General features: G+C 74.3%; 20 protein-coding genes. 11 read left to right on the top strand and 9 right to left on the bottom strand.

Features of this window, described 5'->3' with window-relative positions; all coding sequences use genetic code 11:
• The first annotated feature begins 198 nt into the window (after positions 1 to 198).
• Positions 199 to 1,713 (top strand): nitroreductase family deazaflavin-dependent oxidoreductase, encoded by a 1,515-nt coding sequence (locus tag ABFX46_RS41920; protein ID WP_346049991.1) that lies wholly within the window; start codon positions 199 to 201, stop codon positions 1,711 to 1,713.
• Between the two features lie 83 nt (positions 1,714 to 1,796).
• Here ABFX46_RS41920 and ABFX46_RS41915 read toward each other — a convergent pair whose 3' ends face one another.
• The 3 genes from ABFX46_RS41915 to ABFX46_RS41905 form a co-directional block, all read right to left on the bottom strand.
• The gene (locus ABFX46_RS41915; RefSeq protein ID WP_346049989.1) at positions 1,797 to 2,321 is read right to left on the bottom strand and encodes a VanZ family protein; all 525 of its coding nucleotides are present in this window, start codon (positions 2,319 to 2,321) and stop codon (positions 1,797 to 1,799) included.
• A 75-nt stretch (positions 2,322 to 2,396) separates the two neighbouring features.
• Positions 2,397 to 4,793: an endopeptidase La gene (gene lon / locus ABFX46_RS41910; protein WP_346049987.1), complete on the bottom strand. Its 2,397-nt coding sequence runs from the start codon at positions 4,791 to 4,793 to the stop codon at positions 2,397 to 2,399.
• Between the two features lie 103 nt (positions 4,794 to 4,896).
• On the bottom strand, positions 4,897 to 5,805 hold the full coding sequence (locus ABFX46_RS41905) for a LysR family transcriptional regulator (protein ID WP_346049985.1): 909 nt from the start codon (positions 5,803 to 5,805) through the stop codon (positions 4,897 to 4,899).
• A 122-nt stretch (positions 5,806 to 5,927) separates the two neighbouring features.
• Here ABFX46_RS41905 and ABFX46_RS41900 point away from each other — a divergent pair, with 122 nt between their 5' ends.
• From ABFX46_RS41900 to ABFX46_RS41885, 4 genes are all read left to right on the top strand, one after another.
• Positions 5,928 to 6,434: a nuclear transport factor 2 family protein gene (locus tag ABFX46_RS41900; RefSeq protein WP_346049983.1), complete on the top strand. Its 507-nt coding sequence runs from the start codon at positions 5,928 to 5,930 to the stop codon at positions 6,432 to 6,434.
• A gap of 50 nt (positions 6,435 to 6,484) precedes the next feature.
• The gene (locus ABFX46_RS41895) at positions 6,485 to 7,789 is read left to right on the top strand and encodes an FAD-binding oxidoreductase (protein ID WP_346049981.1); all 1,305 of its coding nucleotides are present in this window, start codon (positions 6,485 to 6,487) and stop codon (positions 7,787 to 7,789) included.
• Positions 7,790 to 7,877: 88 nt separating this feature from the next.
• Positions 7,878 to 8,507, top strand: coding sequence for a TetR/AcrR family transcriptional regulator (locus tag ABFX46_RS41890; protein WP_346049979.1), 630 nt, complete (start codon positions 7,878 to 7,880; stop codon positions 8,505 to 8,507).
• Positions 8,504 to 9,067 (top strand): SRPBCC family protein, encoded by a 564-nt coding sequence (locus ABFX46_RS41885; protein ID WP_346049977.1) that lies wholly within the window; start codon positions 8,504 to 8,506, stop codon positions 9,065 to 9,067. The genes ABFX46_RS41890 and ABFX46_RS41885 overlap by 4 nt, the downstream gene beginning before the upstream one ends.
• A 23-nt stretch (positions 9,068 to 9,090) precedes the next feature.
• Here the strand turns inward: ABFX46_RS41885 and ABFX46_RS41880 are convergent, their stop codons facing one another.
• Positions 9,091 to 9,801 (bottom strand): SDR family oxidoreductase, encoded by a 711-nt coding sequence (locus tag ABFX46_RS41880; protein ID WP_346049975.1) that lies wholly within the window; start codon positions 9,799 to 9,801, stop codon positions 9,091 to 9,093.
• A 103-nt stretch (positions 9,802 to 9,904) separates the two neighbouring features.
• Here ABFX46_RS41880 and ABFX46_RS41875 point away from each other — a divergent pair, with 103 nt between their 5' ends.
• Positions 9,905 to 10,744: a helix-turn-helix transcriptional regulator gene (locus ABFX46_RS41875; RefSeq protein WP_346049973.1), complete on the top strand. Its 840-nt coding sequence runs from the start codon at positions 9,905 to 9,907 to the stop codon at positions 10,742 to 10,744.
• Here ABFX46_RS41875 and ABFX46_RS41870 read toward each other — a convergent pair.
• The 5 genes from ABFX46_RS41870 to ABFX46_RS41850 form a co-directional block, all read right to left on the bottom strand.
• Complete coding sequence (locus tag ABFX46_RS41870; RefSeq protein ID WP_346049971.1) at positions 10,728 to 11,495, bottom strand: PP2C family protein-serine/threonine phosphatase; 768 nt, start codon at positions 11,493 to 11,495, stop codon at positions 10,728 to 10,730. The genes ABFX46_RS41875 and ABFX46_RS41870 overlap by 17 nt on opposite strands.
• A gap of 704 nt (positions 11,496 to 12,199) precedes the next feature.
• Entirely contained in the window at positions 12,200 to 13,123 is a 924-nt protein-coding gene (locus ABFX46_RS41865; RefSeq protein WP_346049969.1) for a bifunctional helix-turn-helix transcriptional regulator/GNAT family N-acetyltransferase, read from the bottom strand.
• Positions 13,124 to 13,197: 74 nt separating this feature from the next.
• Positions 13,198 to 13,545, bottom strand: coding sequence for a DUF3817 domain-containing protein (locus ABFX46_RS41860; protein ID WP_346049967.1), 348 nt, complete (start codon positions 13,543 to 13,545; stop codon positions 13,198 to 13,200).
• A gap of 61 nt (positions 13,546 to 13,606) precedes the next feature.
• A complete protein-coding gene (locus tag ABFX46_RS41855) occupies positions 13,607 to 13,963 on the bottom strand; it encodes a hypothetical protein (protein WP_131939767.1) in 357 nt (118 codons plus the stop codon).
• 81 nt (positions 13,964 to 14,044) lie between these two features.
• On the bottom strand, positions 14,045 to 15,277 hold the full coding sequence (locus ABFX46_RS41850) for a citrate/2-methylcitrate synthase (protein WP_346049965.1): 1,233 nt from the start codon (positions 15,275 to 15,277) through the stop codon (positions 14,045 to 14,047).
• Between the two features lie 68 nt (positions 15,278 to 15,345).
• Between ABFX46_RS41850 and ABFX46_RS41845 the strand changes: the two genes are divergently transcribed.
• From ABFX46_RS41845 to ABFX46_RS41825, 5 genes are all read left to right on the top strand, one after another.
• Positions 15,346 to 16,587: a LeuA family protein gene (locus ABFX46_RS41845; protein WP_346049963.1), complete on the top strand. Its 1,242-nt coding sequence runs from the start codon at positions 15,346 to 15,348 to the stop codon at positions 16,585 to 16,587.
• A 52-nt stretch (positions 16,588 to 16,639) separates the two neighbouring features.
• Entirely contained in the window at positions 16,640 to 18,019 is a 1,380-nt protein-coding gene (locus ABFX46_RS41840) for an SWIM zinc finger family protein (protein ID WP_346049961.1), read from the top strand.
• Positions 18,016 to 20,670, top strand: a complete 2,655-nt coding sequence (locus ABFX46_RS41835; protein WP_346049959.1) for a DUF6493 family protein — start codon at positions 18,016 to 18,018, stop codon at positions 20,668 to 20,670. The genes ABFX46_RS41840 and ABFX46_RS41835 overlap by 4 nt, the downstream gene beginning before the upstream one ends.
• Before the next feature lie 74 nt (positions 20,671 to 20,744).
• The gene (locus ABFX46_RS41830; protein ID WP_346049957.1) at positions 20,745 to 21,287 is read left to right on the top strand and encodes a methylated-DNA--[protein]-cysteine S-methyltransferase; all 543 of its coding nucleotides are present in this window, start codon (positions 20,745 to 20,747) and stop codon (positions 21,285 to 21,287) included.
• Positions 21,288 to 21,325: 38 nt separating this feature from the next.
• Complete coding sequence (locus ABFX46_RS41825; protein ID WP_346049955.1) at positions 21,326 to 21,931, top strand: TetR/AcrR family transcriptional regulator; 606 nt, start codon at positions 21,326 to 21,328, stop codon at positions 21,929 to 21,931.
• The last annotated feature ends 86 nt before the right edge of the window (positions 21,932 to 22,017 follow it).

The raw sequence follows: 22,017 nt of genomic DNA, 5'->3' as shown, positions 1-22,017 counted from the left end.
GTCGGCGGTCAGGTGAGCCCCGAGTGTGACTGGACCGTTCCACCCGCGTCAATGGCGTCCTGTCCCGCCACCGGTAATCGAGATGACCGAAATGGCCGGGGCTACGCTGGGTGGCCGGCGGAGCGCACGGCGGGGTCGGGGCGGGACCGAAGCCGCCTGGGCTGTGCCAATACCGCGACCAAGCGCTAGTTTTGCCCCATGCGGATCTTCGTCACCGGCGCCTCGGGGTTCGTCGGGTCCCACACCGTCCGCGCCCTGCTCGCCGCCGGGCACCGGCCGCGCGCGCTGGTCCGCGACCCCGGCAAGGCGGCCAGGGTGCTGGCGTCCGTCGGCGTCGCCGCCGAGGACGTGGAGCTGGTCGAGGGCGACATGCTGGACGAGGGCGCCGTGTCGGCGGCGCTCGCCGGCTGCGACGCGGCCGTCCACACCGCGGCCGCGATCGACGTGACCGGCGGCGACCGCGACCTGGTCGAGGTGAACGTCCGGGGCACGCGCAACGTGGTCGGCGGCGCCGTCGAGCACGGGCTCGACCCGGTGGTCCACGTGTCCACGGTCGCGGTGTTCGTCCCGCCGTCCGGCCGGGTCATCACCGCGAACGACTCCCTGGCCAGCCCCCGCACCGACTACGGCAAGTCCAAGCTGGCGGCCGAGCGCTACGTGCGCGGCCTGCAGGCGGACGGCGCGCCGGTCACCATCGTGTACCCGGGCGGCGTGTGCGGGCCGGAGCAGCCGACGCTGGACGCGCTGATGGAGGGCCTCGCCGCGGCGCTCGGCAAGGTGTGGCCGCTGCCGGGCGGCGGCGTCTCGGTCATCGACGTCCGCGACCTCGGCGAGGCGTTGGCACGTTCCGTCGAGGCCCGGCAGGGGCCGAGCCGCTGGGTGCTCGGCGGCCACTACCTGACGTGGCCGGAGTACGCCGACCTGTGCGACCGCCTCACCGGCGTGAAGTGCCGCCGCGTCCGCGTCCCGTCCCGCCTGATGCTCGGGCTGGGGTCGGCTCTGGACGCGGCCAAGCGCGTCCGCGACTTCGACTACCCGCTCACCCGCGACGCCGCCGAGTTCATGGTCACGCTCGTCCCGACCGACGACCGCCCCATCCTGGAGGCGCTCGACCTGACGCTGCGTCCCGTCGAGGAGACCGTCGCCGACGGGCTGCGCTGGCTGGCCCGGAGCGGCCACCTGAACCCGCGGCGGGCCGGCCGGCTCGCCGCCCCCGAGGAGAAACCGATGCCGACTCTCATCCAGCGCACGTTCGGGCCGGTCTTCCACCGCGTCTCGGGCGCCGAATGGTTCGCCAAGGTGGGGCCCAGGGTCGTCCCGCCGATCGACCGGACGCTGCACAGGGTGACCGGCGGCAGGCTCCTGCTCGGCCAGCTCCTCGTCCCGAGCCTCGTCCTGACCACCACCGGCGCGGTGAGCGGGCTGCCCCGGCGGACCCCGCTGGCCTGCCTGCCCGATCCGGCGGGCGGCTGGTACGTCGTCGGGTCCAACTTCGGCCGCGAGAAGCACCCGGCCTGGACCGGCAACCTCATCAAGACCCCCGAGTCCGAGGTCAGCTTCCGGGGCCACACGACCCCGGTCACCGCCCACCTCCTGGACGACAAGGAGCGCAAGGAGATCTGGCCCCGCCTCACCGCGGTCTGGCCCGTCTACGACAGCTACGTGGAACGCGCCCACCGCGAGCTGAGGGTCTTCCACCTGACCCCCCGCTAACCCCACCCGCTTCGTTGATCTGCGGCGTGTTGTTGTTTTCCGGCCGCTCATAACAACAACACGCCGCAGGTCAACGGAGGGGGCTAGGAGCCGCGGAGGGATTTGGAGAGGCGGCGGCCCAGGAGGAGGTAGGCGATCACCACGCCTGCCACGTTCAGGAAGACGTCGTCGATGTCGAAGGCTCGGCCCATGACCAGGAGGCCCTGGATCGTTTCGATGGCCAGGGAGAACATGCCGGTGAGCAGGGCCAGGCGTATGGGGCCGCGCAGGGTCGTCCAGACGAGCGGGAGCAGGACGCCGAGGGGCGCCAGGAGCGCGAGGTTGCCGCCTATCTGGAGGAACGCCTCCTTGGTGGGGCGGTCCAGGTAGAAGCGCAGCGAGCGGCCGGGGTCGGTGTTGCCGCCCGCCTGGCCGTTGTCGTGCACGGGCGTCAGCGTGAGCTTGAACGCGAAGTAGAAGAAGACACCGAGCAGGCCCAGCGCGATCAGCACGACGACGGCGCGCAGGGCGACGATGTACCACGGGACCCGTTCGCCCGGCGCCGCGGGCTGCCACATCTCCACCAACACCCGGCTCGTCGTCCCCGGGCCGTCCCGGACTATGTGCACCGGTTCATTCCGGCTCGCCCGTAATGCGGGCATGCGAACGCCCGCGCCGCGAAGGGCGCGGGCGTTCGCCCCGGGTCAGGCCGCCACCGCGGTGGTGGCCGGCTCCAGCGCCAGGTCCAGCACCTCGCGGACGTCGCTGACGGTGAAGACCGTCATGTTCTCCAGCACCTCGGCCGGGACGTCCTCGAGGTCGGGCTCGTTCCGCTTCGGCACGATCGCCGTGGTGATGCCGAGCCGGGACGCGGCGAGCAGCTTCTGCTTCAGGCCGCCGATCGGCAGCACCCGCCCGGTCAGCGACACCTCGCCGGTCATCGCCACGTCTGCCCGGACCGGACGTCCGGACAGCAGCGACGCGAGGGCCGTCGTCATCGTGATGCCCGCGCTCGGGCCGTCCTTCGGGATCGCGCCTGCGGGCACGTGGACGTGGACGCCGCGGTCCTTCAGGTCGCCGACCGGCAGCTCCAGCTCCGCGCCGCGCGAGCGCAGGTAGGACAGCGCGATCCGGGCCGACTCCTTCATGACGTCGCCGAGCTGGCCGGTGAGCGTCACGCCGGTGTCGCCGGTCTCCTTGTCGGCCAGCGACGCCTCGATGTAGAGGACGTCGCCGCCCGCGCCGGTGACCGCGAGGCCCGTCGCCACGCCGGGCACGCCCGTGCGGCGCTCGTTCCGGCCGAGCTCGACCTCCGGGGTGAACCTGGGCCGTCCCAGGTACTCCTTGAGGTCGGCCGCGCCGATCGAGACCGGCAGCGACGCCTTCCCCAGCGCCACGTTCGCGGCGACCTTCCGCAGCACCCGCGCGATCGAGCGGTCCAGGGACCGGACGCCCGCCTCGCGGGTGTACTCGGCCGCCAGCAGCCGCAGCGCGTCGTCGCCGAAGCCCACCTCGGACGCCTCCAGCCCCGCCTTGTCGAGCTGGCGCGGCAGCAGGTGGTCGCGGGCGATGGTGACCTTCTCGTGCTCGGTGTAACCGTCCAGCTCCACCAGCTCCATCCGGTCGAGCAGCGGCCCGGGGATGGCCTCGACCACGTTCGCCGTGGCGAGGAACAGCACGTCGCTCAGGTCGAGCTCCACCTCCAGGTAGTGGTCCCGGAAGGTGTGGTTCTGCTCGGGGTCGAGGACCTCCAGCAGCGCCGCCGTCGGGTCGCCCCGGTAGTCGGCGCCGACCTTGTCGACCTCGTCCAGCAGGACGACCGGGTTCATCGAGCCGGCCTCGCGGATCGCCCGGACGATGCGGCCCGGCAGCGCGCCCACGTAGGTGCGGCGGTGGCCGCGGATCTCGGCCTCGTCCCGGACGCCGCCCAGGGCGACGCGCACGAACTTGCGCCCCATGGCCCGCGCGACCGACTCGCCCAGCGAGGTCTTGCCCACGCCGGGAGGACCGGTCAGCGCCAGGACGGCGCCGCTCCTGCGCCCGCCGACGACGCCCAGGCCGCGCTCTTCGCGGCGCTTGCGGACGGCCAGGTACTCGACGATGCGCTCCTTCACGTCGTCCAGCCCGGCGTGGTCGGCGTCGAGGATCTCGCGGGCGCCCGCGATGTCGTAGGCGTCCTCGGTGCGCTCGTTCCACGGGATGTCGAGGACGGTGTCCAGCCAGGTGCGGATCCAGCCGCCCTCCGGCGAGGCGTCGGACGACCGCTCCAGCTTGTCGACCTCCTTCAGCGCCGCCTCGCGCACCTTCTCGGGGAGGTCCGCGGCCTCGATCCGGGCCCGGTAGTCGTCCTCCTCGTCGGCGGGGTCGCCGTTCAGCTCGGCCAGCTCCTTGCGGATGGCCTCCTGCTGCTGCCGCAGCAGGAACTCGCGCTGCGTCTTCTCCATGCCCTCCTGGACGTCCTTGCGGATCGTCTCCGCCACGTCCAGCTCGGCGAGGTGGTCGCGGGTCCAGCCGATCACCAGCTCAAGCCGCTCGACCACGTCGACGGTCTCCAGGACCTCGATCTTCTGCTCGTCGGTCAGGTACGGCGCGTACCCGGAGTTGTCGGCCAGCGTGGACGGATCGTCGATCTGCTGCACCACGTCCACGACCTGCCACGCGCCGCGCTTCTGCAGGATCGCGCTGACCAGGCCCTTGTACTCCTTGGCCAGCTCCTGGGCCCGTCCGGACGCGGGCGGCGCCTCCAGCACGGTCCCCTCGACCCACAGCGCGGCGCCGGGCCCGGTCGTCCCGGTCCCGATCCGCACCCGCGAGACGCCGCGGACGACCGCGCCCGGCTCGCCGCCGGGCAGCCGCCCCTCCTGCTCGATCACGCCGAGCGTGCCGACGTCGGAGTAGCGCCCGTTCAACCTGGGCACCAGCAGCACCCGCGGCTTGGCCGCCGACCGGATGCCCGGCCCCCGCGACTGGGCCACCGCCCGCGCGGCCTCGATGGCCGCCCGGACCTCGCCGTTCTCGGACAGGTCCAGGGGGACCACCATGCCGGGCAGAACGACCCCGTCTTCCAGGGGCAGCACCGGCAGCGTCAGGGTTTCGCTCATGCTCAGCTCCAAGTCCATCGACGACCCAACCTCAAGTTGAGTCATACACACTCAAGAAAACGGAGCAGCATTTTGTTTCCGCAGCAACGTTCGCTCTCAGCGATCACTCCCCGCGCCCTCCATCGCCGCGCACCAGGTCGTAGGCGGCCTCGGCGAAGGCGAGGACGCGCGCCGTGGCGTTGTCGGCCCGCCACAGCAGCCCCCATCGCAGCGGCGGGGCGTCGGTGAAGGGGACGTAGGCGACGTCGGGGCGGGCGTAGTAGCGCCTGGCCTGGGCGCCGACCGGGAAGACGCCGCGGCCGGCGCCGACGAGGGTGAGCATCTCGGTGAAGGTGGCGGCCGCGGGGCCCGCGGCGATCGGCCGCCCGGACGGCGTCGTGCCGGGCGTGCGGTCGCGCCTCAGCGACTCGGGCAGCGTGTCGGGGAGCTGGAGCAGGGGCGTCCGCGCGAGGTCCTCCAGGCCGACGGACGAGCGGCGCGCGAACGGGTGCCCGACCGGCACGGCGAGCATGCGCGCCTCCGACACCAGGACCGGGCCGGTGGCGATGCCGGGTTCCTCGACCGGGAAGGTGCCGAGGGCCAGGTCGACCTCGCCGCCGCGCAGCCACGGCATCAGGTCGGTCATCTGCGCCTCGCGGAGCCGGACGTCGCAGTCGGGGTGGCGCCGGCGGAACAGCTCGGCACCCCCGGCCAGCAGCTGGCCGCCGGCCGCGCCGACGAACGCGGCCCGCAGGGTGCCGGTCAGGCCGCGGCCGGCGGCGACGGCCTCCTCGAAGGCGTCGGTGACCTGCTCCCAGGCCGGGCGCAGCCGCTCGTGCAGCCGCCGCCCCGCCGCCGTCAGCTCCACCCGGCGGCTGGTGCGGTCGAACAGCGGCACCCCGACGCGGCGCTCCAGCTTGGCGATGGTCTGGCTGATCCGGGCGGTCGACACGTGCAGCCGCTCGGCGGTGCGGCCGAAGTGCAGCTCCTCGGCGAGGGTGAGCAGGGCCTCGATCTCGTGCCGCTCCAGCATGCGCCCCCCTCATCGTTAAGTCCGGCTTGACGATCGTTGCACAGCGGCGCGTTGATCCGCCATGGACCGGCCGCGAGGGTGGAAACCGCTCGACGACCACTCTGACCTGTACGGGGAGACTCATGTACGTCACCGAGGGCCGTGCCATATCCGCACCGGCCACCGACACCGACGCCGTCGCGCGGGAGCTGCGGGACCGCACCGAGATCATCGACGCGCTCTACCGGTTCGGCCTCGGCCAGGACCTGAAGGACGGGGACCTGTTCGCCTCCGCCTTCGCCGCCGACGCCGAACTGGACTTCCGCCCGGCGGCGGCCCGCTGGGGCGGGCAGCCGCCGCTGATGACCGGACGCGACACCATCGTCACCACGATCCTGGCAATGTTCACCGGCCGGGTGGACACCACCCACCAGATCACCAACCCCCGCATCGCCGTCGACGGCGACACCGCGCGCCTGACCGCGCTGGTGGAGGCCCAGCACCTGCTGGCCGCCGACCACGGCACGTTCGCCCTGCTGAAGAACCCCTACGACGTCGAACTGGTCCGGGACGGGGACCGCTGGGTGATCCGCCGCATGCGCATCGACAACACCTGGTACACCGGCGAGCCCGCCGCGATCTTCGGCTGACCTCCCCCGCCGTCCCCGCCGCCACCCGAATTGCGAACACGAGGAAGACGATGAACGAGCTGAACACCCTGCGATCCGCCGTCGAGGGACGGGTATGGCTGCCCGGCGACCCGGGCTTCGACCACGTCCGCCGCCCCTGGAACCTCGCGGTCGAGCAGCCGGCCGCGGCCGTGGTCGAGGCGGCCGACGCCGACGACGTGGCCGCGCTGGTCAGGTACGCCCGCGCCAACGGGCTGGGCATCGCGACCCAGCCCAGCGGGCACGGCGCCACCGGACGCACCGAGGGCACCGTCCTGCTCCGCACCGCCCGGCTCGACGCGGTCGAGATCGATCCCGCCGCCCGCCGCGCCCGCATCGGCGCCGGCGTGCCGTCCGGACGGCTGCAGGCCGCCGCCGCGCCGCTCGGGCTGACCGGGCTGCCCGGCAGCTCCCCGGTCGTCAGCGTCACCGGCGTCGCCCTCGGCGGCGGGCTGAGCTGGTTCGGCCGCGCGCACGGCTGGGTCGCCGACAGCGTCACCGCGTTCGACGTCGTCGACGCCGGCGGCCGGCGGCGGCATGTCACGGCGGGCACCGATCCCGACCTGTTCTGGGCGCTGCGCGGCGGAGGCGGCGACTTCGCCATCGTCACCGCCCTCGAACTCGCCCTGCACCCCGCCCCGAGCCTGTACGGCGGCCGGATGCTGTGGACGGCCGGGCACGCCCCCGAGGTGATGGACGCCTACCGGCAGATCACCGCCGCGGCCCCCGACGAGCTGACCGTCTGGCTCGATCTGCTGCACTTCCCCGGGGCCGACCCCATGGTCGCCGTCGACTCCACGTACCTCGGCGACGCCGAACGGGCGCGGGAGCTGCTCGCCCCGCTGGACCGCCTGCCCCGGCCGCTGTCGGACTCCAGGAGGACCATGGCGGTCTCCGAACTCGGCACGATCACCGCGGAGCCCACCGACCCCGGCCCCGGCCTCTCGCGCGCCGAACTGCTCACCGGCCTGGACGACACCGCCGCGAAGACGCTGCTCGCCGAACCGATCGCCCCGCTGCTGAGCGTCCAGGTCCGGAATCTGGGCGGCGCGTTCGCCCGCCCGAGCGACAGCCCGCACGGCCCGCTGACCGAGCCCTACGCCCTCTACCTGTTCGGCATCCCCTCCGACCCGGCGACGGCTCACGCCATCACCGCCAGGCAGCGCGCCCTCGCCGAGGCCCTCCCCGTCAGCGGCCGGAAGCCCTTCACCTTCCTCAACCCCGAGGAGACCGCGGCCGACGCGTTCGCCCCCGCCGCGCTCGACCGCCTGCGCCGCATCAAGCAGGAGCATGACCCGCACAACACCTTCCGGAGCAACGTTCCGGTGGCGGGCTGAGGAAAACTTTTCGATACGCACGTTGCGTTATTGGCGGCCGGGCGAGTACCGTCGAATTACGAAACGTGCGTATCGAAAGGAAGGAGAGGTGCCTCCTCCAGCACGCCGCGGCCGGCCGCGCGACGCCGGTGCCGACGAGCAGATCCTGCGGGCCGCCGAGGAGGAGCTGCTGGCCAACGGCTACGCGGCCTTCGCGGTGGACAAGGTCGCGAGGTCCGCGGGCGTCGCCAAGACCACGCTGTACCGGCGCTGGCCCACCAAGGACCACCTGGCCATCGCCGTGATCGCCCGCATGCAGGACGAGGTCCCCGTGCCCGACACCGGGGACCTGCGGGCCGACCTCGTCGACTACCTGGAGCAGATCGCGCTGGGGCTCGACCGGACGAGGCGGGCCGGGCCGGGGCACGCCCCGGACGACCCCTCGTCCGGCCTCGTCGGCGAGCTGGTCGCGGCGGCCGCGCGGCACCCCGACATCGGGGCGCTGGTCCGCGCGGTCTTCGAGCAGCGCAACGCGCTGGTCCTCGGGCTGATCGACCGGGCCCGCCGGCGCGGCGACCTGCGTCCGGACACCGACCCGGAGCTGCTGTTCGACCAGCTCGCCGGCGCCCTGTACTACCGGCTCCTCATCACCGGCCGCCCCATCGGCCGCGCCTACGCCGAACACCTCGTCGACGCCGCCCTCTCCGGCGTCCTCCCCGCGAAGGAGAAGCGGACATGACCACCACGGCCCCCGCACCCGCCACCGCGCGGACGCGCCGCCCGAAGCGACGCCGCCTGCTGGTCGCGCTCGGCGTCATCGCCGCCCTGCTGGCGGGCTGGGCGGCCTGGACCAACCTGCGCCCCTTCACGCTGCGCGCGTCGATCGAGATCGACGCCACACCGCAGCAGGTGTGGGCGGTCCTGAGCGACCTGCCCGCCTACCCGCAGTGGAACCCGTTCATCGTCTCCTCGAGCGGTCGCCTGGAGAAGGGCGCGACCCTGCGCAACGTCATGCGCGACTCCGGCGGCGACACCACCTTCACCCCGACCGTGCTGGAGGCCGCGCCCGGCCGGGAGCTCCGCTGGATCGGCAGGATCGGCCCGGGCGGGATCTTCGACGGCGAGCACCGGTTCCTGATCGAGCCGGTCTCCCCCGGCCGGGTCAGGCTCACGCAGAGCGAGCGGTTCACCGGCGTCGTGATCCCCTTCTTCCGGCACCAGTTGAACGAGCGCACGCTCCCGCAGTTCCGCGCGCTGAACACGGCCCTGGCCCAGCGCGTCGGCGCGACCCGGCCCTAGCCGCGCCGGCGGACGGCGCGCGGTCAGGTGAAGCGGTGGCCGCCGTCCACATGGAGGACGGTCCCGGTGATGAAGCCGTTGTTCATCACGGACGTGAAGGCTTGGGCGATGTCCTCCGGGGTGCCGATGCGCCGGGCGGGGAGGCGTCCGGCGAGGTCGGCGAAGGCGGCCTGCTTGTCCATGGCGAGCTGCTCCCAGATGGGGGTGTCGACCCAGCCGGGCGAGACGACGTTCACCCGGACGGGCGCGAGCTCGATCGCCAGCCCGTACGCGAGCGAGGCGAGGGCGCCGTTGGCCGCGGCGACGATGGTGTTGGACCCGTTCGGACGGTAGGCGTTGATGCCCGACGTGTAGGTGATCGACCCGGTCACCCGGCCGGCTCCGTACTTGGCGACGAGCCAGGCACCGAGCACTTTCGCGTCGAAGAAGGACCTGGCGGCCTCCGTGGCGACGTCGGTGGTGCGGCCGTACGCTCCGGTCGCGTCCGCCGCGGTGACCACGACGTGTTCCACCTTCTCGACGCGGGCGAACAGGCCCGCCACGTCCTCTTCGCTGCCGATGTCGGCGCGCACCGTGCTGAGCTTTCCGTCCCCGGGGCGCAGGTCGGCGCGGGCCGCGGCGAGGCGGGGCTCGGAGCGGCCCACGATGGTCACGTCCCTTCCGTCGGCGAGCAGGGTCCGGGCGAGGGCGAGGCCCATGCCGGAGCCGCCGCCGATGATCATTGCGTCGGTCATGCGTCGAGCCTCGCCCCTCGTCCGGAGAGCCCGGAAGGCCGCGGCGCACCTGGGTGCGACACGGCCACCCAGGACTCCCCGGTCCGGTGGCAGACTCGACGGCATGAACGCTTTGGCGCAGTTCCTCCGGGTCCGGCGGGGGCGGATCGGCCCGGCCGACGTCGGGCTGCCGATCGGCCCGCGGCCGCGGCGCTCGCCCGGGCTGCGCCGGGAGGAGCTGGCCGCGCTGGCCGGGGTCAGCGTCGACTACTACACCCGGATCGAGCAGGGCCGCGAGACCGCGCCCAGCGACTCGGTGCTGGACGCGCTGGCCCGCGCCCTGCGCCTCGGCGACGACGAGCACGCCCACCTGCTCGGCCTCGCCGACAGGGTCGCCGGGCGGACGCCCCGCCGCCGCCCGGCCGCGCCGCGTCCCGCCCGCCCCGGCCTGCTGCTGATGCTGGACTCGCTGCGCCCCAGCCCCGCGTACGTGCTGAACGACGTCAACGACGTGCTGGCCGCGAACCCCGAGGGGCTCGCGCTGATGAGCGGGCTCGGCGACTGGCCGCCCGGGCAGCGCAACTCGATCCGCTACACCTTCCTGCACCCGGCCGCCCGGACGGTCTTCGCCGACTGGGACCGCGTGGCCCGCAACGGCGTCGCGCACCTGCACACCGCCGAGCTGACCGCGCCCGGGCCCGCCGCCGCGCTGGCCGCCGAGCTGGCCGCGGCGAGCGGCGAGTTCGCCGAGCTGTGGAACCGGCAGGACGTGCGGGTCAAGCGCGGCGGGGAGACGGCGTTCCGGCATCCGGTGATCGGCCCGGTGACGCTGGCCAACGAGATCCTCGCCACCTCCGGCGACGGCCAGCGGATGCTGGTCTACCAGGCCGGGCCGGGCACGGCCGAGCACGATGCGCTGGTGCTGCTGGCCATGGCCGCCGAAGAGGTCAACCCGCGCGGATGACCAGGGCGGTCGTGTTGTCGCGGGTGCCGGCGTCCAGCGCGTACTGGACGAGGGCACGGGCGTCGTCCAGCGGTGCGGGGCCGTGCAGGCGGTCGCGGTAGGCGGCCGGGTGCGGCAGATGGCGCCACAGGCCGTCGGTGCAGAGCAGCAGGGTGCCGGGGCCGTGCGGTCGGTAGCTGCGCGTCTGCGGGAGCGGGTCGCCGGCGTTCGCGCCCAGCCAGGAGGTCAGGACGTCCTGCGCGTCGGTGTCGTCTTCGGTGAGCGTCATCCCCGGGCCGTCGCCGGGGAGCCAGTAGGCGCGGCTGTCGCCGATCCAGCTCGCCCAGATCCCGTCCGGGCCCGCGATTCCCGCGACGTAGGTGCAGGCGGGGGCCGCGTCGGCCGACGCGGCGAGGGCGGTCACGGCGCGGGACGCGCGGAGGGCCGCCTCGTCGAGGGCGTGCTCCGGGAGGGCGCCCGCCGCCGGCCGTGAGGCGAGGACGTTCGCGGCGGTGTCGGCGGCGACCTGGGCGGCGCGGTCGGCGCGGGGCGACATGGAGACGCCGTCGCAGACGACGCCGATCGTCCAGGGGCCGGACGCGGTCAGGGCCGCCGCGTCGGCGTTGAGGTCCCGGCGGGCGCGGTCGGTGACGGCGGCGCCGGCGGGCACGGTGGTCTCCAGGTGGGAGCGGAAGGCGGGCTGGGGGCCGCCGCAGTCCCAGCAGCGGCCGTCGGGCGCGACGGTCCCGCCGCACGTGGCGCAGGAAGGCATGGGGACAGGATGCCGGAACCCGCTCGGGGGCAATGCGCGGGCAAAGTCCATCTCGTGATCTTGATTCTTTGCTCGGACCGCGTTTACGCGCGCATGACGTGCGGGTACTTAACGCAACGAGATCGTGACACACGGTGAACGAGAGGTCCTCGGGGCGGCAAAGTCCCAGGTCGGGAGCGAGGAGGAAGCGGATGCGGCGCACCGAGCGTGAGATCCGGCCCCTCGCGCCCCTCTCCCCGCGCGGCCCGGTCCGTACGGCCGAGGGCGTTCGCGGCGCGCGCCACCGCCACCCGTCCCCCAGCGGGTGCCGGGGCGGCGGCGCGCGGCGACACACCTCGGGTCCTCGGCCGTACCGGACCGGCCCGGCGCCCGCCCCCTCCCCCGGCCCCGGTGCCGCCCGCCCCCGCGGCACCGCGGCCCCCCGGCGGCCGGGCCGGCCGCCCCGTCCCAGCGCGCCGCCGGCCCGGTCCGAGACGTCCGGGCGCCGCACGGCGCCCTCCCCCGCGGCCGGTCGGGCCGTCACGCCCCCGCCCGGCCCCGGACCGGGAAGGGAGGTGGGAATCAGCCCCCAGCAGAACCGGCGCTTACGCCGGTAGTGCACAGGCGGCCGGAACTCCGTCCGACCCCCGTCCCGGCCGCCGACGCAGTTAGGGATCGCTGCGGAGCCGGGCCCGTGGAGGCGTCGCGCCTCCACGGGCCCGGGCTCACAGCTTCTTCCGCCAGACCTGCCCGTGGACGACGTCGCCGAAGCGCTCCACGGGCGGCTCCTCGTCCTCCAGGACGAACCCGGCCCGCTGGTAGAGGCGGTGCGCCGGGCGCTGCAGCGCCGTCGTCCACAGCATGATCTCGGCGTAGCCGGCCTCGGCGGCGAAGCGGACGCACGCGTCGACGAGCGCGGCGCCGACGCCCAGGCCGCGGGCGTCCGGCTCGACGTGCAGCAGCCGCAGCTGCGCGACGTCCTCCGCGCGCTTGACGCAGAACACCCCGCCCACGCGGACGCCACCGGACTCGGCGATCCACGCGTTCTCGCGCTCCGGGTCGTGGTCGCGCACGTAGTCGGCGACGACCGAGGCGACGAGCGCCTCGTAGGTGCGGTCCCAGCCGCACTCGACGTCGTACAGGGCGCCGTTGCGCTCGACCACCCAGCCGAGGTCGCCGGGGCGCAGCGGGCGCAGGACGACGCCGTCCGGGCGCGGGCGGTCCCCGAGGATGGCGTGGACGGTGCGCATCGCGGCGAGCAGGCGGCCGCGCTCGGCGGGCGGCAGGCCCTCCAGCAGCCCGCGGATCTCGGCGGCGGTCCGCTCGTCCAGTATGGCGAACACCTCGCGGCCGCGCGGCGTGAGCCGGGCGATCTGGCGGCGGGCGTCGCCTTCGGCGCGCTCGCGCACGAGCAGCCCGTCGGCCTCGAAGCGGGCCAGCATCCGGCTGAGGTACCCGGCGTCGAGGTCGAGCGCGCGGCGCAGCGCGAGGACCTCGGCGTCGCCCCGCTGGGCCAGCTCGAAGATCACCCGCGCCTCGGTCAGCGAGTACGGCGAGCGGACGAGCCCCTCGCCGAGCACCCCGATGACGCCGGTGTAGAAGCGGTTGAACGCGCGGACCGTGCCGATGTCCTCGGCGGTCACCTCCATGTCGCGGCCTCCTAACGTTTGACTGAGTCAAACGTTAGGCGACGGGAGGGCCCCGCACCAGCCCCCGGGGCGGATCAGACGGTCGGCTGCGCCTCGGTCTCGGCGTCGGCCTCGGACTTGGCCGCGGGCAGCGCGCGCGCCTCGCGGACGATCTTGTGCTCGACGAAGAAGGTCATCAGCGGCACGACGCCGCCGAGCACGATCAGTACCATCTTGCCGAGCGGCCAGCCGGTGCGCCGCCACAGGTCGAACGCCAGCGCCACGTAGACCATGTAGAACAGGCCGTGGATGGGCGACACGATGCCCACCATCTCCGGCGAGTCGGTCGGACCGTACTTGAGGACCATCCCGACCGTCAGCAGCAGCAGGAGCGTGCCGACGATCAGCGCCAGGATCCGGTACCTGGTGACCGCGCCTTCCACGGGAACACACCTTTCGTCCGGCGGGCCGGGCGCCCCGGGGGGGCGGGGCCCGCGCGAGGGGTCAGCGGCCTCCGCGGCCCTCGGAGTTGAGCCGGGCGAGGTAGCGGTTGTAGGCCGCGAGGGCGGGGTCCTCTTCCTCGTGCTGCTTGATCAGCTCCCGCTTGACCGCGGCTTCGGCGGGCTCTTCGATCACCGTCGGCGCGGGGGTCACGCCGTCCCGCTCGTCCCGGATCATCTTGACCCACATCACGATCACGAAGATCGCGAACAGGGGCCATTCGAACGTGTAGGCCCAGCTGCGGTCGTTGCCGGACTGGGCGCGGTCGAACTGCCACCAGCCGAACCCGAGGAACGCGCCGCACAGCACGATCGCGAGCGCGTGCAGCCCGAGCCATCCCGGAGTGAGGAACCGTCGCACGCCACCGAGCCTACCCCCGGTTCCCCGAGGTCCGGCCCCGGCCCCGTGGTGGCCGAGACGGGGTCGCCCGGGCGGTGCGGTTCAGGCGGGCGGCGGGCCCACGTAGACGGCGCGGGGACGCAGCGGCCGGCGCCCGCCGTACTCCTCCAGCGCGTGCGCGAGCCAGCCGGCGGTGCGCGCGACGGCGAACAGCGCCTCCCCGGCCCCCGGCACGAGGCCGGCGACCGCGCCCAGCGCCGCCAGCGCGAAGTCGACGTTCGGCGCGGGCAGCCGGCGCCGCTCCGCCTCGGCCAGCACGGCGTCGGCGGCGGCGAGCCGCTCGTGCCCGGGCGCCGCGGCGCGGACGAGGCCCATCAGCAGGGTGAAGCGGGCGTCGCCCGTCTTGTAGACGCCGTGCCCGAACCCGGGGACGCGCTCCCCGCCGCGCAGCCGCTCCCCCAGCGCCCGGGCCGCCTCCGCCGGGCCGGCGACCTCGGCGATCAGCCGTTCCGCCCCGTAGGACGCGCCGCCGTGCAGCGGGCCGCTCAGCACGCCGAGCCCGGACGCGACGACCGCGTACGGATCGGCGCGCACGGACGCGGCGGCCCGCGCGGCGACCGTGGACGCGGCCAGCTCGTGGTCGGCGAGCAGGATCATGGCGGCCTCGAACGCGCGCGGCAGGCCGCCGCCCGGCCCGGGCGGGCGCGGGCACAGCCGGCTCCAGAGCCGCTCGGCGACGCCGCCCGCGCCGCCCGCGCCGGGCGGCCGTCCGGCGGCGGGCGGCAGCGCCTCGACGAGGCCGGAGACCAGGGCCCGGCCGGTCGCGATGACGCCCTCGGGGCCGAGGTGGTGGCGCAGCGGGTCGGTGGCGGCGAGCGCCGCGGTGATCACGTGGAGCCGGTCGAGCGGGAGCAGGCCGGCGGGCAGGCCGGACTGGGCGGCGACGGCCGCCGCGACGCCGTCCTCGTTGGGCCGCCAGGGTTCGCCGCCCGCCGTGTCGTCGCCCGTCCAGAGCCAGGCGGCGACGTCCTCGAACGTCCGGGACTCCGCCATGGCCAGGACGTCGCGGCCCCGGTAGTAGGGGCGGTCGGCGCCGAGCGCGGTGATCGCCGACTCGATCGCCAGCTCCCCGGGGCCGGGCGGGCGGCGCGGCTTCCCGCGCCGGGCCAGCTCCTCCACCTGCGCGGCGTCGAAGAGGCTGCGGCGGCCGTCCGCGGCGTGCCGACGGCGCAGCACGCCGCGGCTCACGTACGCGTACAGCGTGGCGGGCTTCACACCGAGCCGCTCGGCGGCCGCCTTGGCGTCGATCCACCCGCCGACCTGGTCGTCGTCCACGTTCTCCGCCCTGCACATTGATTATCGTCAATATTGATACATGTAGATGACGGTGTCAATCTGTGGACATGCCTCAGATTCACTTCCTGGACGTCACCAACCGCGACGGCGTCCAGACGGCCCGGACCGGGCTGTCCAAGTTCGGCAAGACGATGGTGAACTTCTACCTGGGACGGCTCGGCGCGGCGCAGTCGGAGATCGGCTTCCCGTTCCTGTTCCACGAGGTCCCCTACGTGCGGGCGCAGATCGCCCTGGCGGAGGCGGGCGCGTTCGGCGGCCTGCGGCTCTCCGGCTGGTGCCGGGGCGTCGCGCAGGACGTCGAGAAGGCCGTCCGGGTGCGGGCGGACGGCGCCGGCCTCGCCCACTACAACCTGTCGATCTCGACGTCCGACTACATGATCGCCAACAAGTTCCGGGGCCGGCTGGACCGGGCGGCGATCGTCCGCGAGATGGTCGCGGCCGTCCGCGCGGCCAAGGCGGGCGGGGCGCGGACCGTCGGGGTCAACGCCGAGGACGGCTCCCGCACCGACGCCGGCTTCCTCAAGGAGTTCGCCCTGGCCGCGAAGGAGGCCGGCGCCGACCGCGTCCGGTACTGCGACACGATCGGGGGCGACACCCCGGACCGCATCAAGGAGCGCTTCGCCGAGCTGGCGTCCGCCGTGGGAATGCCCGTCGAGACCCACTGCCACAACGACCTCGGCCTGGCCGTGGCCAACTCCGTCAGCGGCGCCCTCGGCGACCTGGAGGCGGGCCAGGACGCCTGGATCAACACGTGCGTGAACGGCATCGGCGAGCGCTCCGGCAACGCCGACCTCCTGTCGACGATCCTCGCGTTCCGGCACGGGTTCGGGATGGAGGACCGCGGCATCGAGATCGGCGACCCGATCGACCTGTCGTGGGCGCGGCGGTTCGCGCTGTGGGCGAGCTACGCCTTCGGCCGGCCGCTCCCCTACAACCAGGTCGGCGTGGGGCGGAACGCGTTCGCGCACGAGTCCGGCATCCACGCGGACGGCGCGCTCAAGGACCACGGCAACTACGAGCTGTACGACGAGGAGACCCTCGGCCCGTTCCCGGACGACTGGCACGCCCGTCCCGGACGCGTCGTCCTCACCGGCGAGTACGGCGGCAAGGCCGGCTTCCGGCACGTCATGGACGGACTGGGCATCGAGCCAGTGGACGAGGACCTCGCCTTCAAGCTCGTCCAGCTGTGCAACGCCCAGACGGGCCGCCCGCTCACCAACGACGAACTGCGCCTGATCGGCGGCTACCCGCGCGAGCTCTCCCTTCTCTTCCCAGGGCAGACCGACTGATCGTGTGATTCGTCCGCGTGATTTGTCCGAGGGGCGCTCTACGTTCTCGGGCATGGCGAGCAGCACAGCGGCGGCCGGCGCCGCGCAGTCGTACACGTACACGCGGCCGTCCGGGCTGGACGCGGGCCTCCTGGGCCTGTCCACGTCCGGCGGGACGACGAGCAGCGGGCCGCGGGCCCACCCGCACTTCTTCAGCGGCGTGCTCACCCAGGCGGCGCCCGCCGCGGCGGGCCTGCTGGCCCTGGCCGACGTCGCCCAGACCCGGTACTTCCAGCCGCGTCCGACGTCCTTCCGGGATCCGGTCGTCACCTGCAGCGGCGACCGGATCCGCATGGAGTCGTTCTCCGCGTGCGGCGGCGTGTACGCCCGGCTGGACGTGCTGGAGCCCGCGCTGGACGGCGAGGTCCACGAGCGCGGCACGACGAACGTCGACGTCAACGGCCCCCTGCGCGAGGCCCTCGCGCGCGTGGGAGGGTCCGATCCGCTGCATCTGGCGGTCGGCGCCGAGGAACTGGCGGTGACCACGATGGACGGCGCCGTCGTGGAGAAGAAGGTGCCGCTGCCCGACCGGTGGCTCCGGGGGTTCGCCGAGGTCCAGGTCATCACGGCCGGGTTCGACCTGCGCGGCGAGCTGAAGGGCCCGGACGCGGTGCGGTTCCTGCGGTCCCTGCCCAAGCGCGCGCGGGAGGCGCTGTGGGCGGTGCCCGCCGGGCGGACGCTGCGGATGTCGTCCCGCCCGGTGCCGGGCGCGGTGTGCCTGGCGGGGCCCGACCGTCTGCGCACGATGCTGCCGCTGCTGCGCTTCGCCAAGGCCATGCGCGTGTACGGGCCGGCCATCTCCAACGGCGGCGGCCCGGTGTCCAGCGTGTGGGAGCTCGAACTGCCGGGGATGCGCTACGTCCTCACCCTGTCCCCCCAGCATTCGCGGGGCTTCTCCGGTGAAGGCGCCGTGCTGGAGGACATCTCCACCGACCAGGCCGCCGGAGACGCCGACCTGCTCGGCGCGCTGCTGTCGTTCGAACCGCGCGTCGAGCCGGACCTGCTCGCCGAGCGGTCCGGGCTCGACCCGGCGCGGACGAAGGCGGCGCTGACCCAGCTCGGAACGTCCGGCCGCGTCGGGTTCGACACCGCCGAGGCCGCCTTCTTCCACCGCGAGCTGCCCTACGACCCGGCGCGCGTGGCCGCCCTCAATCCGCGGCTGCGTTCGGCGCGCGCGCTCGTCGAGGACGGCGCCGTGCGGTTCACGTCCGGCGACACGGCGATCGTGCGGAGCAACGGGAGCGAGCGGGAGGTCCGCTTCGACGGCGACCGCGTCACCTGCACGTGCCCGTGGTGGTTCGACCACCGCGGTGAGCGGGGGCCGTGCAAGCACGTCCTCGCCGCCCGCATCGTCCGCCGCGACGCCGACCAGACCGCGGAGGCCGCGCGATGAGCACGTGGGACGACCTCCAGAAGGCGATCGACGCGGGCGCTCCGGAACGGGTGGCGCGCCTGGTCATCGAACTGGACGGCACCGAGCGGCGCGCTCTCGCGAAGGAACTCCCCAGCAGGCTGAAGGAACTGCGCGCCGCGTCGGCGTACGGCTCTCTGGACCTGCGAATGCGCGAGCCCCTCCTCGTGGCGGGCGCGGGCACGATCAGCGGCCCCGCCGCCGCGGCCGCGTGGCTCTGCCACCGGGAGCTGCGGACATGGTGGGGCGGGGTCGAAGACGTGTCCCTTGACAGGGCGCTCACCACGGTCACGGCCGACCGCCCGGCCGAGTGGCGCATCGATGTCGCGCACCGTGTCGCCGCCCGCCTCCGTGTCTCAGATGTCGACGCGATGCTCTGGCATGCCGCGGCAGCGCTGATCAAGGCGGCAGGTGCCATTCCCCCGGTCTCCGACGGATTCGTGGTCGGCTGGGCGGGCAGCGGCGTCCGCGCGGAAGCGCTCGGCGACGACCCGTTCTTGGACACGCTCCTCCCCAAGCTGTTCGAGGTGGACGGTGTGGGAGCCGTCCTCGCCAACGACGCGACATGGATGCAATGGGACAGAACCCGTAAGAGCACCTGGGCAAGTGCACTGTCCGATCTGGCCCGGGTAGGGCGGATCGAGCGCGCCACCCTCCTGGACGGCTGCGTCAGTCGGTTCCTGCGCGGCGGTACCGCGCACGGCCTCCGCTGGTTCGTCCAGCTCCACGACGCGCTGGAGCCCACCGACGACGAGACGGCCGCCCGCGTCCGCGACTACGTCCGCCTGCTGCCGGCCGCGCCGCCGACCGTGGCCGATCTCGCGCTGCGCCAGGTCCGCCGCGCCGACGACCTGGGGCGCCTGGACGCGGACCTGTTCACCGAAGCCGCCGACGCGCTGCTGTTCCGCCCGGAGAAGAAGCTCGTCCGGGCCGCGCTGACCTGGCTGGACCGGACGGCCCGCGAACGCGACCGGGCCGGCGCCGCGGTGCGCGCCCTCACCGCCGTGTTCACCTCCGACGCGGTCGACCTGCGCGACCGCGCGGTGAAGATCGCGGTCAAGCACGCGGCCCGCGCGAGCGAAGCCGTCCGGGAGGAGGTCAGGAACGCCGCCGGCGCCCTGCCCGCCGCACTGCGTTCGGCGATCTCGGCGGCGTTCGGCGAGGTCACGGCGGTCATCGACGCGGAGCCGCCGACGGGCCCGCCGCCCTTCGTCCCGCGCGAGCTGCCCGCGCCCATCGGCTCGCTCACCGAACTGGCGGGCGAGTTCGCCACCCGGCTGCACTCCGAGGAGGACTGGCCCGCGACCGAGCGCTTCCTCGCCGCGCTCGTCGACTTCGCCCACCGCGACCCCGCCGGCACCCGCGAGGCGCTCCGCACGCACGCCGACAACCTGGCGCCGTGGCTCACGAAGCCGGACGACCACCCGTACATGCGCGGCCGCGCCCGCGAGAGCTGGATCCAGTTCCCGGTGCAGAACCTGCTGCTCCCGGGCAAGGTGCGCACCCTGAGCGAGGTCTTCGCAAGCCTGCTCCTGCGCCGCTCCCACTCGGCGGGGACGGCGGTCGATCCGCAGCTGATGCGGTTCCTCAAGTGGCGGCTGCACGAGATCGCCTCCGCCGTCGGGACGGTCCCGCTCCTCCTCGCGACCCCCACCGAGGGGAGCGGCCACATCGACCCGGACGTCCTGGTCGACCGGCTCGAGCGCCTGGAGGCGGCGGGCTGCGCGCCGGGACCGGCCGACCTGCTGCAGGCGATGCTCCGCGTCCCGCGCGAGATCGACCCGGCGGCCGTGGTGCGCGCCAAGGGCCTGTCCGGCGAGGCGGGCCGGAAGGTCGCCGCCTGGCTCGCCGCGGGCGGGCTCGCCGACCCGGCCGTCACCTGCACCGTCCTCGACACCCCGAGCGCGACCGTCGGCGGGCGCGGCCTCCGGCTTCCCACCCACGTCCTGCCCGTCGTGGAGATGCCCGGCGACTCCGAGATCGACCGCCTGTGCGTGCTCCCCGAACCGGACCGGCGGAACTTCGGAACGCGGAGCTTCGACCCGCACGCGGGCCACTGGCCCGCCGTCCTGCCGTCCCACCGCGACATCGTCGCCGCGCACCTCATCCCGCACCTGGCCGGATGGGAGGAGTACGGCTGGAACCAGGGCGCCCTCATGCTGGGCCTGGCCGAGGCCGACGGGCCCGCGGGCGCCGCGACCGGCACGTTCCTCGCGCACTCGCTGGCCAACCAGGACCAGGACGAGCGGGCGAAGGCCGTCGAGGCGCTCCTCGTCCTCACCGCCCGGGGCGCGCTGCCGGCGGCCGAGACGGGTACCGCGCTCGGCCGGCTCGCCGCGCTCGGCCGCATCCCGCTCCCCCGCACCCTCAAGGCCCTCACCGCCGCCGCCGACGCGGGCGCGCACGCCGGCGTCTGGACGATCCTCGCCACCGCCCTTCCGCCCGCGCTCCCGGAACCGGGCGGGCGCGCCCCGGCCGGGCTCCCGGCCATGATCACCCTGGCCGCCCGGCTGGCCGAGACCACCCGTGCCGAGGGCGCCATCCCGGAGATCGCGGAGGTGGCGGCGCGCGGCGGCACCAGCCGCCTGGTCACCGAGTCCGCACGCCTCCACCGCACCCTGACCGCAACCTGACGGAGCCCGCCGGTGTTGACAAAGAGGCCGGTCCCGCATGGGACCCTGAGAAGACCGGGAAGGAGCGCCGCACGATGACCGAGACACTCGCGTTCGGCACGGTCGACACCGTGCTCGGCCGCCTGCTCGTCGCCGAGACGGAGACGGGCGTCGCCGCCCTGCACTTCCGCGACACGCCCGCCGCCCGCGCCCGCACCGCCAAGGCGGCCGGCCTGCCCGTGGTCGAGGCCCCGGGCCGCCTGGCCCCCGCGCTGTCGGCCCTGCGCGACTACTTCGCGGGCGACCTGAAGGACTTCGACCTCCCGATCGACTGGCGCCTCACGTCCGACGCCCAGCGGCAGGTGCTCACGACGCTGTACGAGTCCGTCCCGTACGGGAAGGTCCTCACCTACGGCCAACTGGGCGACCGCAGCGGCACCGGCGTGCACGCCCAGGTGATCGGCCAGATCATGGGGAGCAACCCGATCCCGTTGATCGTCCCGTGCCACCGCGTGGTCGCCTCGAACGGCCTCGGCGGCTACAGCGGCGGCTCCGGCGTCGAGATCAAACGCTGGCTCCTCACCCTGGAGGGCGCCCTGCCCGCCACCCTCGACTGGGACATCACCCGCGCCCCGTGAACTTACCTACTGGTAGTCGGCAACTCTAGAATGGGCGGGTGCCGAAGATCAGTGAGCCGACCGTCGCGGAGCACCGGGCCCGGCAGCTGCGGAACCTGCTGGACGGGGCGCGGGCGCTCGTGGCGGAGGAGGGCATCGAGGCCCTGTCGCTGGCGGCGCTGGCGCGGCGCGTCGGGCTGTCGCGGCCGAGCCTGTACGAGTACTTCCGGTCGAAGGACGACCTCGTCGCGGCCGTCGTGGAGGAGGAGCTGCCGCGCTGGGCGGCGCTCGTCGAGCGGGCCCTCGCCGGCGCGGACGGGCTCGACGGCAAGGTCGCGGCCTACGTCCGGTGCCAGCTGGAGGTCATGACGGACGGGCGGCACCACGCCGCGGTGGCGCTGGTCGAGCACGCGCTCGCCGAACCGGCGCTGGAGCGCATCCGGGAGGGGCACGCGCAGCTGCTGCGCCCGCTCGCCGCGGCGCTGGCCGAGGGCGGCGTCCCCGACGCGGAGGTGCGCGCGGAGCTCATCCAGGGGCTCGTCGACGCCGCCGCGGGGATCGCCCAGCGCAGGCCGGGCGACGCCGGGGCCGTCGTCGGCGCGACGGTGGCCCAGGCGGTCCGGGGGCTAGGGCCTGTTTCAAAGTTGATCAGAGCCACTCGTTGATGGCGGCGATGTGGACGGTGGCTTGGTAGCGGACGGCGAGTTTGTCGAACCTGGTGGCCAGGGCTCGGTGGCGTTTGAGCCGGTTG

Origin of the sequence: Actinomadura chokoriensis (assembly GCF_039529475.1) — a bacterium.
GTDB classification, from domain to species: Bacteria; Actinomycetota; Actinomycetes; order Streptosporangiales; family Streptosporangiaceae; genus Spirillospora; species Spirillospora bangladeshensis.
Note: the sequence above shows the minus strand (reverse complement) of the source record. Positions and strands in the feature narration are given on the sequence as shown.

Coding starts and splice junctions, on each gene's coding strand:
- ABFX46_RS41870 (WP_346049971.1), bottom strand. CDS start 11,495: ATGCCTTCCTGCGCCACGTGCGGCGGGACCGTCGCGCCCGACGGCCGC.
- lon (WP_346049987.1), bottom strand. CDS start 4,793: ATGAGCGAAACCCTGACGCTGCCGGTGCTGCCCCTGGAAGACGGGGTC.
- ABFX46_RS41865 (WP_346049969.1), bottom strand. CDS start 13,123: ATGGAGGTGACCGCCGAGGACATCGGCACGGTCCGCGCGTTCAACCGC.
- ABFX46_RS41900 (WP_346049983.1), top strand. CDS start 5,928: ATGTACGTCACCGAGGGCCGTGCCATATCCGCACCGGCCACCGACACC.
- ABFX46_RS41885 (WP_346049977.1), top strand. CDS start 8,504: ATGACCACCACGGCCCCCGCACCCGCCACCGCGCGGACGCGCCGCCCG.
- ABFX46_RS41875 (WP_346049973.1), top strand. CDS start 9,905: ATGAACGCTTTGGCGCAGTTCCTCCGGGTCCGGCGGGGGCGGATCGGC.
- ABFX46_RS41905 (WP_346049985.1), bottom strand. CDS start 5,805: ATGCTGGAGCGGCACGAGATCGAGGCCCTGCTCACCCTCGCCGAGGAG.
- ABFX46_RS41880 (WP_346049975.1), bottom strand. CDS start 9,801: ATGACCGACGCAATGATCATCGGCGGCGGCTCCGGCATGGGCCTCGCC.
- ABFX46_RS41845 (WP_346049963.1), top strand. CDS start 15,346: ATGCCTCAGATTCACTTCCTGGACGTCACCAACCGCGACGGCGTCCAG.
- ABFX46_RS41920 (WP_346049991.1), top strand. CDS start 199: ATGCGGATCTTCGTCACCGGCGCCTCGGGGTTCGTCGGGTCCCACACC.
- ABFX46_RS41895 (WP_346049981.1), top strand. CDS start 6,485: ATGAACGAGCTGAACACCCTGCGATCCGCCGTCGAGGGACGGGTATGG.
- ABFX46_RS41840 (WP_346049961.1), top strand. CDS start 16,640: ATGGCGAGCAGCACAGCGGCGGCCGGCGCCGCGCAGTCGTACACGTAC.
- ABFX46_RS41830 (WP_346049957.1), top strand. CDS start 20,745: ATGACCGAGACACTCGCGTTCGGCACGGTCGACACCGTGCTCGGCCGC.
- ABFX46_RS41835 (WP_346049959.1), top strand. CDS start 18,016: ATGAGCACGTGGGACGACCTCCAGAAGGCGATCGACGCGGGCGCTCCG.